At 73.0% G+C, this 13,025-nt stretch carries 11 protein-coding genes; 8 read left to right on the forward strand and 3 right to left on the reverse strand.

Going from position 1 to position 13,025, the window contains the following annotated elements:
• The coding region (locus tag IEZ08_RS13980) for a GGDEF domain-containing protein (RefSeq protein WP_373294349.1) at positions 1–253 on the forward strand (253 nt) is incomplete at its 5' end.
• Positions 254–277: 24 nt separating this feature from the next.
• Here IEZ08_RS13980 and IEZ08_RS13985 read toward each other — a convergent pair.
• Together IEZ08_RS13985 and IEZ08_RS13990 are read right to left on the reverse strand one after the other, a co-directional pair.
• On the reverse strand, positions 278–862 hold the full coding sequence (locus IEZ08_RS13985; protein WP_068928034.1) for a dihydrofolate reductase family protein: 585 nt from the start codon (positions 860–862) through the stop codon (positions 278–280).
• An 89-nt stretch (positions 863–951) separates the two neighbouring features.
• Positions 952–1,554, reverse strand: coding sequence for an NADPH-dependent FMN reductase (locus tag IEZ08_RS13990; protein WP_068928033.1), 603 nt, complete (start codon positions 1,552–1,554; stop codon positions 952–954).
• A 148-nt stretch (positions 1,555–1,702) separates the two neighbouring features.
• Here IEZ08_RS13990 and IEZ08_RS13995 point away from each other — a divergent pair, with 148 nt between their 5' ends.
• Positions 1,703–5,314 (forward strand): AfsR/SARP family transcriptional regulator, encoded by a 3,612-nt coding sequence (locus IEZ08_RS13995; RefSeq protein ID WP_189242271.1) that lies wholly within the window; start codon positions 1,703–1,705, stop codon positions 5,312–5,314.
• A 53-nt stretch (positions 5,315–5,367) separates the two neighbouring features.
• On the opposite strand, the gene IEZ08_RS14000 is transcribed toward IEZ08_RS13995, so the two are convergent.
• On the reverse strand, positions 5,368–6,399 hold the full coding sequence (locus IEZ08_RS14000; RefSeq protein ID WP_189242272.1) for an N-acetylglucosamine kinase: 1,032 nt from the start codon (positions 6,397–6,399) through the stop codon (positions 5,368–5,370).
• 79 nt (positions 6,400–6,478) lie between these two features.
• Between IEZ08_RS14000 and IEZ08_RS14005 the strand changes: the two genes are divergently transcribed.
• The 6 genes from IEZ08_RS14005 (at position 6,479) to IEZ08_RS14030 (ending at position 12,942) form a co-directional block, all read left to right on the forward strand.
• A complete protein-coding gene (locus IEZ08_RS14005) occupies positions 6,479–7,348 on the forward strand; it encodes a MurR/RpiR family transcriptional regulator (RefSeq protein ID WP_229803097.1) in 870 nt (289 codons plus the stop codon).
• Between the two features lie 64 nt (positions 7,349–7,412).
• On the forward strand, positions 7,413–8,261 hold the full coding sequence (locus IEZ08_RS14010) for a sugar isomerase domain-containing protein (protein ID WP_084780805.1): 849 nt from the start codon (positions 7,413–7,415) through the stop codon (positions 8,259–8,261).
• A 133-nt stretch (positions 8,262–8,394) separates the two neighbouring features.
• Entirely contained in the window at positions 8,395–9,795 is a 1,401-nt protein-coding gene (locus IEZ08_RS14015; RefSeq protein ID WP_189242273.1) for a cellulose binding domain-containing protein, read from the forward strand.
• A gap of 48 nt (positions 9,796–9,843) precedes the next feature.
• Positions 9,844–11,136 (forward strand): extracellular solute-binding protein, encoded by a 1,293-nt coding sequence (locus IEZ08_RS14020; RefSeq protein ID WP_068928029.1) that lies wholly within the window; start codon positions 9,844–9,846, stop codon positions 11,134–11,136.
• Between the two features lie 4 nt (positions 11,137–11,140).
• Complete coding sequence (locus tag IEZ08_RS14025) at positions 11,141–12,121, forward strand: carbohydrate ABC transporter permease (protein ID WP_189242274.1); 981 nt, start codon at positions 11,141–11,143, stop codon at positions 12,119–12,121.
• A complete protein-coding gene (locus IEZ08_RS14030; protein WP_068928028.1) occupies positions 12,118–12,942 on the forward strand; it encodes a carbohydrate ABC transporter permease in 825 nt (274 codons plus the stop codon). The genes IEZ08_RS14025 and IEZ08_RS14030 overlap by 4 nt, the downstream gene beginning before the upstream one ends.
• Positions 12,943–13,025 lie beyond the last annotated feature (83 nt).

Below are 13,025 nucleotides of genomic sequence, written 5' to 3' on the forward strand. Positions count from 1 at the left end.
GGTGGCGGCCGAGCCGGTGCGGGCCGGGGGGCGGCCGGTGCCGGTGACCTTCAGCGCGGGGGTGGCCTGCCGGACCGCCGGGCAGAGCCTGGAAGCCGGGCAGACTCTGGGGGCCGGACAGGGTCTGGAGATCGGGCAGGGTTTGGAGGAACTGCTGCATGCCGCCGACGAGGCGCTGTACGCCGCCAAGCGAGCCGGCCGCAACCGGGTCGAGCTGGCCGGAGGCCTCAGCTCGCCCGGTGTCGCGGCCTGACGTTCACTCGCGATTCGCTCCCGGTCAGCTCTCGCTGTCCGTGTCCCCGTCCGTGGCCGCAGCCGCGTTCAGCGGCCGGTAGGTGAGGACGACGACGCCCGACTCGAAGGCCGTCGTGTCGACGAGCTCCACGGAGCCGGTGCTCTCCTTGCGGAACAGGGGCTCGCCCTCGCCCTTGATGACGGGGTAGATCCAGATGCGGTACTCGTCCAGCAGGCCGTGCTTGGCGAGGTCGTCGGTCAGCCGGCCGCATCCCCAGATGAGGATGTCCTCGCCGGGCTGCTCCTTGAGCCGGGTCACCTCGGCGATGAGGTCGTCACCCGGGATGATCGACGAGTTGTTCCAGTCGGCGGGCTTGTCCAGGGTCGAGGAGACCGCGTACTTGGCGATGCTGTTGACGTGGTCGGCGTAGGGGTTGCCGCCCATGTTGGGCCAGGCCTGCGCCATGCCCTCGTAGGTGACGCGGCCCAGCAGCAGAGCGTCGGCCCCGAGCGCGAGGTTCAGCGCGTACGCCATGGCGTCGCCGCTGTTGTACTGCATCGACCACAGGTGGGGGTCGTCGATGAAGCCGTCGAGGGTGGCGTACGTCGAGCAGATGATCTTCCTCATGGTTTCCTCCGTAGGGGGTGGATCGCGTCATCGGAAAGATCTTGCTGGAGCAAGATCTCACACGGCGAGATGTGGTGGGGAGAGGTGACTTATACGGGATAGGCGTGCCTGGCCCGGGCGTCCCGTAGCGCGCGGGCCCACCACGACAGCCGGTCCAGCGTGGCCGCGACGGCGGTGTTGCAGTCCGCGGTGGCCTTGGGCCAGGTGCCGTCGGCGGCGAACAGTTCCCAGTAGCGGGGCAGGAGGACGGCGTCGCGGATGGTGACGGCGTCCAGCTCGGTGAAGATCTGGCACAGCTGGCCGACGGCGTGCAGGCCGCCGGACTCCCGGCCGTAGGCGACGAAGGCGACGGGTTTGGCCCGCCACTCCTCGCAGTACCAGTCGATGGCGGTCTTGAGCGGGGCCGGGAAGCTCCGGTTGTACTCGGGGGTGACCACCACGAAGGCGTCGGCGGCGGCCAGTCGCGCCGCCAGCGCCAGAACCCGTGCGGGGACGGGGTCGTCCTGGTCGATGAGGGTCTGCGGCAGGCCGGTCTCGGCCAGGTCGATCAGGTCGACGTCCAGGTCCCCGCGTCTGCGGGCCCGGGCGGTGAACCAGCCGGCCACGGTGGGACCGAACCGGCCGTTGCGGGTGCTGCCGATGATGACCGCCAGGCGCAACCGGTCGTTCTCCGCCGTCTGCGTCCGCCTCATCTCTCGCCTCCTTCGCGCTCGTCTCCGGTTCGACGTGTCCTACTGTGCCGGGGGCCCTTTACGGCTTGTTTCCGATCGCCTTACGGCTCCCGCCGGACAGGCGGTAAACACCGGTGAACCGGGGCGGCGTGTGGTTATCGTGGCTTTCATGCGTTTTGGGGTGCTGGGGCCGCTGGCGGTGTGGACGGACGGCGGCGAGCCGGTCCCGGTCCCCGGGTTGAAGGTCCGTGCCCTGCTGGCCGACCTCCTCGTGCACGAGGGGCGGCCGGTGCCCGCCGACCGGTTGATCGACGACCTGTGGGGGGACGACCTCCCCGGCAACCCGCCGGGCGCGCTGTCGGCCAAGGTCTCCCAACTGCGCCGGGTGCTGGAGGACGCCGAGCCCGGCGGCAGGGAACTGGTCGCCCACCATCCGGCGGGATACTCGCTCAAGGCCGTCACCGACGCCGACCGGTTCCACTCCCTGATCGCCGAGGCGGGCCGGGCCGGTGATCCCGGGACCAGGGCGGCGCTGCTGGCCGAGGCCCTGGCGGTGTGGCGGGGACCGGCGTTCGCCGACTTCGCCGACGAGGCGTTCACCAGGGCCGCCGCCACCCGCCTGGCGGAGCAGAGGCTGGCGGCGCAGGAGGACTGGGCGGAGGTACGGCTGGCACTGGGCGAGCACGCCTCGCTGGCCGCGGACCTCGGCGAGACGCTGGCGGAGCATCCCCTCCGGGAGAGGCTGCGCGCCGCGCACATGCGCGCGCTCTACCGCGCGGGACGGCAGAGCGAGGCGCTGAACAGCTACGAGGAGCTGCGGACCCTGCTCGCCGACGAGCTGGGGCTGGATCCGGGTCCTGAGCTGGTGGCCCTGCAGCGGGCGATCCTGACCCAGGACCCGGCACTGGCCGCGTCCGCCGTACCCGGCAGCTCCGGGGCGGGGACGCCCGTACCGGACTCTTCGGCGGCGGGATCGGTGGCGGGATCGGCGGCGCCGGGTTCCTCCGCGGCGGGGGCACCCGTGCCGGGCCCCTCCGCGGCGGGGCCGGTGGCGCCGGGTTTCTCGGGGACGGGAGCGGCGAGACCCGCCACGAACCTGCCCGCGCCGGTCGCCGGCCTGATCGGCCGGGAGGACGCGGTCACCGAGATCATCGCCCGGCTGGAGACGGACCGGCTGGTGACGCTCACCGGCCCCGGTGGGGTGGGCAAGACCCGGCTGGCCCTGGAGACGGCCCACCGCCTGGTCGAACGCTCCGCCGGTCCCTCCACCGGTCCCTCCACCGGCTTCTCCACCGATTTCTCCCCCGGCTCACAGGCGTCCTGCGGCCACGCGGCGGTCCACGGCGATCCCGCCGACCGGGCCGCTCCCCTCCCCGACGGGGTGTGGCTGGTGGAACTGGCCGCGCTCGACCGGCCCGCCGACCGGGACGCGGTGGCGAGGGTGGCCGAGGCGGTCATGGTGGTGCTGGGCGTCCGGGACGGCGCGGGCCCCGCCGAACCGGGGGCGCCGGCGACCGCCGCGGACCGGCTCGCCGAGGCGCTGCGCTCCCGGCGGCTGCTCCTGGTGCTGGACAACTGCGAGCACGTGGTGGAGCCGGTCGCCGAGCTGGCGGAGCTGCTGCTCCGGACCGCCCCGGGGGTGCGCCTCCTGGCGACCAGCCAGGAACCCCTCGCCCTGCCCGGAGAGGTGGTCTGGAACGTCCCGCCGCTGGAGGTCCCCGACCGGGCCGCCGGACTCCCCGCGTCCCACGACCATCCCGATCACGACGATCTCGCCGAGCTGGCCCGGGTCGGCTCGGTCCGGTTGTTCGTGGCGCGGGCGTCCGCCGCGGACCGGGGGTTCACCCTCGACGCGGACACCGCCCCGGCGGTCGCGGTGTTGTGCCGCCGGCTGGACGGCATCCCGCTGGCCCTGGAGCTGGCGGCGACGCGGGTGCGGGCGCTGGGCGTGCAGGGCCTGGTCGACCGCCTGGACGACCGGTTCCGGCTGCTGGCCACCGGCTACCGGGGTGCCCCGCCGCGCCAGCGGACCCTGATGGCGATGATCGACTGGAGCTGGGAGCTGCTGACCGATCCCGAGCGCGTCGTCCTGCGCCGCCTGGCCGTACACGCCGACGGCTGCACTCTGGAGGCGGCCGAGGCCGTCTGCGCCGGGGACGATCTCCCGGCCGCGGACGTGCTGGACCTGCTGACCCGCCTGGTGGACCGCTCTCTGGTGGTCATGGCCGCCGGGACCGGAGAGCCCCGGTACCGGCTGCTGGAGTCGGTGGCGGCCTACTGCGCCGACCGGATGCGGGAGGCGGGGGAGTCCGAGCGGGTACGGCGGCGGCACCGCCGTTACTACACCGATCTCGCCGAGCGGGCCGAGCCGCGGTTGTACGGGCACGAGCAGCGGCGGTGGTTGTGCCGGCTCGACGCGGAGGCCGCCAACCTGCGCGCCGCGCTCACCGCCGCGGCCGGGGACGGGGACGCGGACGGTGCGCTGCGCCTGGTCAACGCCCTGGCCTGGTACTGGTTCCTGCGCGGGCGGCTGGGCGAGGCCCGCCGCTCCTTCGCGGTGGCCCTGACCGCGGCCGGGGTCCCCGGTGCCGTCACCCGGCCGCCGGCGTCCCACCCGGGAACCCCGGAGGCCGGTCCCTCCCCCGCGCTCCTGGCCAGGGCGCTGGCCTGGGACACCGGGATCGCGTCCCTCCGCGGGGACGCCGCCGGCTGGGAGGAGCGCCGCCGGGCGGTCATGGACCGCTACGAGGACGTCGCCGACGATCCGGGCGGGCGGGCCAGGGCCGAGTGGTTTCTCGCTTACACCGGGATCGATCTGGGCGATCTCGCGGTGGCCGGTGAGCTGCTGGACCGGGCGCTGCCGGTCTTCGAGCGGCTCGGCGACCGGTGGGGCACGGCCGCCGCCCTCGCCGCCCGGGCGAAGCTCGCGCACGTCCGCGGTGACCTGGAGGTGATGCGGCGGGACGGCGAGCGCAGCGCGGAGCTCTTCGGTGAGCTGGGCGACCGCTGGGGCCGGTTGGAGGCCACGGGCTGGCTCGGCGGGCTGGCCGAGATGACCGGTGACCTGGAGCGGGCCGAGCGGCTCCAGCGGGACGGGCTGCGCCTGGCCGAGGAACTCGGGCTGTGGACGGAGGTCGCCGGGCAGCTGGGCTGGCTCGGCTGGACCGCCCTGCAGCGCGGTGCCTACGCGGAGGCCATGGAGCTGTGTGAGCGGGCGCTGCGGCTCTTCACCGAGCAGGGACACCAGTCCGGGCGGATCTTCGCCCTGATGGGGCTCGCCTTCGCCGCCCGCAGGGACGACGGGCTCGACCGCGCAGAGGCTCACCTGCGCGAGATCCTGGAGCGGACCCCGCAGGACGACGCGGGAGGGACCCCGCCCCCGTACCTGCCAATGATCATGACCGAGCTCGGTTTCGCAGCCGAGGGGCGCGGCGACGCCGCGGCGGCTCTCGGCCTGCACCTGGAGGCCCTTGACCTGGTGGCGAAGATGGACGCCTCCCGGGACATGCCGATCACCCTGGACGGGCTGGCCGGGGCCCTGAGCCTGGCCGGGCACCACGACCGCGCCGCCCGGCTTCTGGGCGCGGCGGCCGCGATCCGCGCGTCGAGCTCCATACCGATCTCCTCCGCCGAACGCGGTGACGTCGACCGGATCACCGCGCGGGTCCGGGACGTCCTGGGCGACGACCGGTTCGCCGCCGAGTCGCAACGCGGTGCCGCGCTGACCCCCGAGGAGGCGCGGTCCCTGGCGATGCCGCCGGGACCGGGCGCGGCGGGCTGACGCGGGTTCACCAGGCCGCGAGGTCCGGTGCCGGTCATGCCGTCCGGTGCCGGTCATGCCGGATGGACGAAGCGGTGATGGAGTCCGGCCGCCTCCCGCGGGTCGAGGAGGAGCCTGACCGCCAGCCACGCGGCGGCCCCGGCGCCGTCTCCCGCGACGGTGACCGGTGCCTCCTCCCACCGCCGCCGGAGGAGGTCCTGTACGGCACGGCGCACGGGCCCCTCACTCGTCAGCACGCTTCCGGCCAGCACGATGGGGGTGCGGTCACCGGGTTCGCGGACCCGGGACACGGTCGCGGCGAGCCGGGCGGCGGCCTCGGCCACGATGGCCTCGGCATCCGGGTCTCCGGCGGCGGCGGCCTCGCTCACCAGCGGGGCCAGTTCGGCCAGCGCGATCGGCGGCCGGGCCTGAACCGCGGTGGCGAGCAGGTCGGCCGTCTCCCTTCCGGGGACGACCGGAACGGCCGTCTCCCGGTCCGCGGTCCCGGGCGTCTCCCGGTCCGCGGCCCCGGCCGTCCCGGTGGCCGGGGCGAGCAGGTGGCGCACCACCGCCCGGCTCAGCGGCCCCGGCTCTCCCGCCGACTGCCTGACGGCGAGGCGTGCCGCCGCCCGGCCGAGCCAGAAGGCGGAACCCTCGTCGCCGAGCAGCCAGCCGTACCCGTCGGCCAGCGCCACCGGCCGGCGGTCAATAATTTTCGCCGCGATGGCCCCGGTGCCGGAGATCAGCACCGTCCCGGACGGCATGGCCGTACCCGCCGCGAAGGCCGCCGCGGCGTCGCCGACCGCACGGGGGGCGACCGCCAGCCCGCAACCGCGCAGGGCCTCCTCGAAGGCCGTGTGCACGGCCGGATCGTGCAGCATCCCCAGGCCGGCGAGCCCGACGGTCACCGCCGTGACCTCGGCCGGATCCACTGACGTCAGGGCCTCGCGTACGGCGAGGGCGAGGTTGGCGAACGCCCGGGGGGCGCCGAGCGCCATGGGGTTGCCCCCGCCCGCCCGGCCCCGGCCCGCCACGGCTCCCGCGGTCGTGACGGCCACCGCACGAGATGATGTCCCACCGGCGTCCACGCCGAGTACCACGGTCATGACAAAAATTATTCACCAAAAGCCTTGACCGCGGGAGAGTCTGAGCATAATTTTCACCATCACGAGGGAGGGGACGACGGTGGAGCTCCTGAGCAGGATCAGGGCCGAGCAGGCCGAGATGCCCGAGGCGCTGCGGAAGGTGGCCGAGGTGATCCTCGCCGATCCGGCGGAGGCCGCGCGGTCGACGATCGTCGACCTGGCCGAGCGGAGCGGCACCTCGACCGCCACGATCACCCGCCTCTGCCGCGCGCTCGGCTTCGGCGGCTACGCCGAGCTGCGCGTCGCCCTCGCCACCGAGACCGGCCGGGTCGCGCAGCAGCCCTGGGAGACCGACATCGGGCAGGAGATCCTGCCCGATGACGGGCTCGACCGGGTGCTGAGCGTGGTGTCGGGCAACGACATCCGGCTGATCCAGGAGACCGCGTCACAGCTCGACCTGGCCACCGTGGAGAAGGTCGCGGGAGCGATCGCCCAGGCCGGCCGGGTGCTGCTGTTCGGGGTCTCCAGCAGCGGGGCGGTGGCCAGCGAGATGGAGTACCGCCTGCAGCGCATCCGCATCCCCACCTGGTGCAGGTCCGACGCGCACAGCGCGCTCACCGACGCCGCGCTGCTCGGCCAGGGCGACGTGGCGATCGGGATCTCGCACAGCGGCAGGACCCGCGAGGCCATCGAGGTGCTCGCCGAGGCGGGCAGCCACGGGGCGATCACCGTGGCGGTCACCTCCCACCCGAGGTCACCGCTCGCCGAGGTGGCCGAGCTGGTGGTCACCACGTCCAGCAGGGAGACGACCTTCCGCGCCGAGGGCTTCGCCGCGATCCACTCCCAGCTGCTCGTCCTCGACGTGATCTACGTCTCGGTCGCGCAGCGCACCTACGAACGCACCCGGAAGGCGTTCGACCTGACCGTCCGCGCGGTGACCGGGCACCGGCTCCCGGAAGGAGACACATGACCGATCTCGCCGAGGTCGTCGGCAGACGCAGCACCGTGGTCACGCGGCCGGCAGAGGAGGGCGCATGACCACGGGAACCGGTGTGGCAGGGGGGAGCACCTCCCCTCCGGACCCGGATCCGCCGGATCCCGGACCGTCGGCCCAGAACCCGGCGGTGCCGGACTTCCCGGACCCCGACGTGTACGTCCGGCACATCGCGGACCTCGTCCGGTCCATCCCCGTCGAGCAGGCGGGACCCATCAAGGCCGCCGCCGCCCTGGTCGCCGGGGCGCTGGACGGCGGGGGCGTCATCCAGGCGTTCGGCTCGGGCCACTCCGAGGCGGTCGCCATGGAGATCGCCGGCCGCGCGGGCGGCCTGGTGCCCACCAACCGGCTCGCGCTGCGGGACATCGTCCTGTACGGCGGAGCCGACCGGAGCGAACTCGGCCGCTACGACCTCGAACGCGACCCCGCGGTCGCGCACCGGATCCTCGACGCCGCCCCCGTCGCGGACGGCGACCTGTTCGTCATCGTCTCCAGCTCCGGCGTGAACGGCGTCGTCGTCGAACTGGCCACCCTGGTGAAGGAGCGCGGTCACGACCTGATCGCCATCACCTCTCTCGCGCACAGCTCCGCCGCGCCGGCCAGGCACCCCTCGGGCCGCAGGTTGTGCGACCTCGCCGACGTGGTGCTCGACAACCGGGCGCCGTACGGCGACGCGGTGCTCCCGCTGCCCGGCGGCGGCGCCGTGGCGGCGGTCTCCACGATCACCTCGGTCCTGCTCGCCCAGCTCGTCGTCACCGGGGCCGTCGCCGAACTGCTCGCCGCCGGCCGGGTGCCGCCGGTCTACCTGTCGGCGAACGTCCCCGAGGGGGACGCGCACAACCTCGCCCTGGAGGCCCGGTACGCGGGCCGCATCCGCCGGGGCGGTTGACGGAAACCGGCGAAGGCCCGCTCCGTCCCGCGGGGAACCCGGCGGAGGGCCCCGCGCACGCGCCGGACATCGGGCGAGGGCTTCCTCGCCGTGCCATCGAACACCTCGGGGGCTGCTCAGAAGGAGATCCACCATGTCCAGAAACCCCCTGAAGGTCATCCTCGCCTTATCCCTCCCCCTCGTCCTGGCGGCCGTCGCCCTGGCCGCACCGGCCTCGGCCGCCCAGGCGCTGCGCCTGCAGTACAGGACCAGTTCCACCGGGGCCGTCACCGCCCAGGCCGAGCCGTGGTTCAGGCTCGTCAACGACGGGACCGCGCCCGTCCCGCTCAGCCAGGTGAAGATCCGCTACTACTTCACGGGCGAGACCTCCTACCGCTTCGCCTGCTCGTGGGCCGTGGTGAGCTGCTCCACCGTGACCGGGCACTTCGTCCCGCTGGCGAGCCCCGCCCCGGGAGCCGACCGCTACCTGGAGGTCGGCTTCACCTCCGGGACGCTGGCACCCGGCGCGAACACCGGCGACATGCAGCTGAGGTTCCACCGCGCCGACTGGCAGAACTTCACCCAGTCCGACGACTACTCCTTCGGCGCGAGCCGTACCTCCTACGCGGACTGGGACAAGGTGGCCGTCTACGTCGGCGGGCAGCTCGCCTGGGGCACGCCCGCGGGCGGCGGGGGCGGGGACCCCACACCGACGCCCACGCCCACCGTCACCCCGACCGGGAACCCCGGCGGGCAGGGCACGCTGTTCGACGACTTCTCCTACACCGGCTCGTCCGACCCCCGGCTGGCGCAGCGCGGCTGGACCGTGCGCTCCGCCTCGGGCGGCCCCGGCGTGCCGGGCGCGACCTGGTCCCCCGGCGCGGTCGGCTTCCCGTCGGTGAACGGCGGCCAGGTCCTGCAGCTCGACTCCTCCACCGACGGCACCGCCGCGGGCACCGTCCAGGCCGAGCTGTCGACCACCGCGCGCAAGTTCCACGAGGGCACCTACGCCGCCCGGGTGAAGTTCAGCGACACGCCGCTGTCCGGCCCCGACGGCGAGCACGTGGTGCAGACGTTCTTCACCATCACGCCGCTCCGGCAGAACATGGACCCGGACTACGGCGAGCTGGACTTCGAGTACCTGCCCAACGGCGGCTGGGGCGAGCCCGCGAACATCCTCTACGCCACCAGCTGGGAGACCTACCAGGCCGACCCCTGGCAGGCCGTCAACACCCACACCGAGGAGCGCACGAGCTTCGCCGGCTGGCACGACCTGGTCATCCAGGTCTCCGGCGGCCGGATCAAGTACTACGTCGACGGGCGTCTCTTCGCCGACCACGGTGACATCTACTACCCCGAGACCCCCATGTGGATCATGTTCAACCAGTGGTTCATCGACCTCCAGGGCGGCTCCGCCCCGCGTACCTACCGGCAGCAGGTCGACTGGGTCTACCACAGCAGGAACGAGGTCGTCGCGCCCGCCGAGGTGCTGAACCGGGTCGGCGCGTTCCGCGCGGCCTCGACGTCGTTCGTCGACACCGTCCCCGGCTCCTGAGCCCCGGCGCGGCCACCCCCCGATGATCCCCCGAAAAGAGAAGGCACCATGAGAAACCGCCTCCTGGCCGCCTCGGCCGTACTGGCCCTGGCCGCAGGTGCCGGCGCCTGCGGCTCCGGCGCGGACTCCGGCTCCGGTTCCGGCGGCGCGCCCGCCACCGGCGCCGCGAGCGGCGCACCGGCCAAGCTCACCGTCTGGATCATGGACGGGAGCGTCACCGACGAGCTGATCAAGCAGTTCGAGACCGACTACGAGGCCGCCCGCCCGAACGTCGACCTCGACATCCAGATCCAGGCCTGGGACGGCATCGGCGAGCGCGTCACCGCCGCCCTGGCCAGCACGGACGCCCCCGACGTGATCGAGGTCGGCAACACCCAGGTCGCCCAGTACGCCGCCAGCGGCGGCGTCAGGGACCTCACCGACAAGGTCGCCGATCTCGGCGGCGCCGACTGGATCCCCGGCCTGGCCCAGCCCGGCAACATCGACGGCAGGCAGTACGGCATCCCCTGGTACGCCGCCAACCGGGTCGTCGTCTACAACAAGGACCTGTTCGCCGAGGCCGGGATCACGGCCCCGCCCACGACCCGCGACGAATGGCTGGAGATCACCGCCAGGCTCAACAAAGGCGGCAACCAGGGCATCTACCTCACCGGTCAGACCTGGTACGCGCTCGCCGGGTTCATCTGGGACGAGGGCGGCGACTTCGCCGTCAAGGAGGGCGACAGGTGGAAGGGCGCCCTCGACACCCCGCAGGCGATGGCCGGGATGGACTTCTACAAGCGGCTCCAGGCGCTCGGCAAGGGGCCGAAGGACGCCGACGAGGCCAACCCGCCGCAGCACGAGGTCTTCGCCCAGGGCAAGGTCGCCCAGATGATCAACGTGCCGGGCGGCGCGGCCCGGGTGCTGGAGGTCGAGCCGGACATGAAGGGCAAGATCGGCTTCTTCCCGATCCCCGGGAAGACGGCCGACAAGCCCGGCGCGGTGTTCACCGGCGGCTCCGACCTGATCATCCCGGAGGCGTCGAAGAACCACGACGCCGCCTACGAGGTGGTCAAGGCCCTGGCGGGCGAGAAATTCCAGACCGACCTGGCCAAGGCGATGAACTTCGTGCCGAACAGGACGTCGCTGGCGCACGTGCTCGACGCCGACGAGGGCACCGCCGCCATGGCGAAGGGCGCCTCCAACGGCAGGGCCACCCCCAACACGCCCAACTGGGCGGCGGTGGAGGCGACGACGGTGATCAAGCAGTACATGACCGCGGTGCTCACCGGGAAGGACCCCGCGGCCGAGGCCCGCAAGGCCAGCGAGATCATCACCGAGACCCTCAACAGCGGGTCCTAGCGTGATGGCGGTCGCCCAGACCCCGGCCCCGCCGCGAGAGCGGCGGGCGCCGAGGCTCCCCGGCCGCGCGCCCCGCCGCCCCGGGGACCCCCGGGGCCCGCGGCGCCTGTGGCCCTACCTGCTCATCGCCCCGGCCGTGGCCGGAGGCGTCCTGCTGCTCCTCTACCCGATGCTGCGCGCCGCGGTGATCTCCTTCCAGCGCTTCCGGATGGGCGAGCTGGTCAGGGGCGGCGCGGCGTTCATCGGCCTGGACAACTACCGCGAACTGCTGGCCGCCGAGGAGTTCTGGGCGGTGGTGGCGCGCACGTTCGCCTGGACCGGGATCAACGTGGTGCTCATCATGGGGATCTCGACCGCCGTCGCCCTCATGCTGCTCCGGCTGGGCAGGCGCATGCGCGTCGCCCTGATGAGCGTCCTCGCCCTCGTGTGGGCCACGCCGGTCATCGCGGCCACAACGATCTTCCAGTGGTTGTTCCAGTCCGAGCTCGGCGTCGTCAACTGGGCGTTGACGAGCCTGGGCTTCGACTCCTTCCGGGGATACTCCTGGTTCGCGGACGGCACGGCGATGTTCGGCGTGCTGGTGGTCCTCGTGGTCTGGCAGTCGGTGCCGTTCGCCGCGCTCACCCTCTACGCGGGCCTGACCACGATCCCGGCCGAGCTGTACGAGTCGGCCCGGATCGACGGCGGCACCGGACGGCAGGTCTTCACCAAGGTGACCTTCCCGATCCTGCGCCCGCTGTTCGCGCTCGTCACCTCGCTGGAGATCATCTGGGTCTTCAAGTGCTTCCCGCAGATCTGGGTGCTCAGCCAGGGCGGGCCCGACGACGCGACGACCACGCTGCCGGTCTACGCCTTCAAGATCGCCAGGGTGCTGCACCGCTACGACCTCGGCTCGGCCGTGGCGATGCTCACCGTCGTCATCCTCGCCGTCGCGCTGGTCGGCAACCTGCGGCGGATGCTCAGACAGGAAGGGGCCGAGTCGTGAGGCCGCGCAGGGTCGTTCTCAACGTCGCGGCGGCGGCGGTGCTCGCCGTGATGATCTTCCCGGTCTACTGGATGTTCGCCACCGCCTTCAAACCGACCGCGGAGATCCAGAGCGAGACGCCCGGCCTGTGGCCCGCGCATCCGACGCTGGAGCACTTCGCCACGGCCGTGGGCGCCGACGGGTTCTGGACGTTCTGGCGCAACAGCCTGGCCGTCACCGGCGCCGCCGTCCTGCTGGCCCTGGTGGTGGCGCTGCTGTCGGCGTTCGCCGTGGCCCGGATGCGCTGGCGGGGCAGGGGTCCCTTCATCGTCATGGTCTTCGCCGCGCAGATGGCACCCTGGGAGGCGCTGCTCGTTCCGATGTTCGTCATCGCCAGGGACGCCGAGCTCCTCGACTCGCTGGCCATGCTCACCGGCGTCTACTTCATGGTCACGCTGCCGTTCACGATCGTGACCCTCCGCGGGTTCCTCGCCGCCGTCCCGGCCGAGGTGGAGGAGGCGGCCCTGGTCGACGGCTGCACCCGGTTCGCCGCCTTCCGCAGGGTGATCTTCCCGCTGCTCGCCCCCGGCCTGATGGCCACCTCGCTGTTCGGGTTCATCACCGCCTGGAACGAGTTCGCGTTCGTCAACGTGCTCATCATCAAGGACCAGGACAAGCGGACGCTCCCGGTGTGGTTGTCGTCCTTCCGCGACGTGTTCGGCACCGACTGGGGCGCCACCATGGCCGCCGCCACCCTGTTCGCCCTGCCGGTGCTGGTGCTCTTCCTGTTCCTGCAGCGCAGGGTCGGCGCCGGCATGATCTCTGGTGCGGTCAAGGGGTGAGCCCGGGTGAGGTCACGGGGTGACCCCGGGCGCGGTCAAGGGATGATCCAGCCTCGGCCACGGCTCGTTCTCGTCTCCCGGAG

Source organism: Planobispora rosea (genome assembly GCF_014648175.1).
Taxonomy (GTDB): Bacteria; Actinomycetota; Actinomycetes; order Streptosporangiales; family Streptosporangiaceae; genus Planobispora; species Planobispora rosea.

Coding starts and splice junctions, on each gene's coding strand:
- IEZ08_RS13985 (WP_068928034.1), bottom strand. CDS start 862: ATGAGGAAGATCATCTGCTCGACGTACGCCACCCTCGACGGCTTCATC.
- IEZ08_RS13990 (WP_068928033.1), bottom strand. CDS start 1,554: ATGAGGCGGACGCAGACGGCGGAGAACGACCGGTTGCGCCTGGCGGTC.
- IEZ08_RS13995 (WP_189242271.1), top strand. CDS start 1,703: ATGCGTTTTGGGGTGCTGGGGCCGCTGGCGGTGTGGACGGACGGCGGC.
- IEZ08_RS14000 (WP_189242272.1), bottom strand. CDS start 6,399: ATGACCGTGGTACTCGGCGTGGACGCCGGTGGGACATCATCTCGTGCG.
- IEZ08_RS14010 (WP_084780805.1), top strand. CDS start 7,413: ATGACCACGGGAACCGGTGTGGCAGGGGGGAGCACCTCCCCTCCGGAC.
- IEZ08_RS14015 (WP_189242273.1), top strand. CDS start 8,395: ATGTCCAGAAACCCCCTGAAGGTCATCCTCGCCTTATCCCTCCCCCTC.
- IEZ08_RS14020 (WP_068928029.1), top strand. CDS start 9,844: ATGAGAAACCGCCTCCTGGCCGCCTCGGCCGTACTGGCCCTGGCCGCA.
- IEZ08_RS14025 (WP_189242274.1), top strand. CDS start 11,141: ATGGCGGTCGCCCAGACCCCGGCCCCGCCGCGAGAGCGGCGGGCGCCG.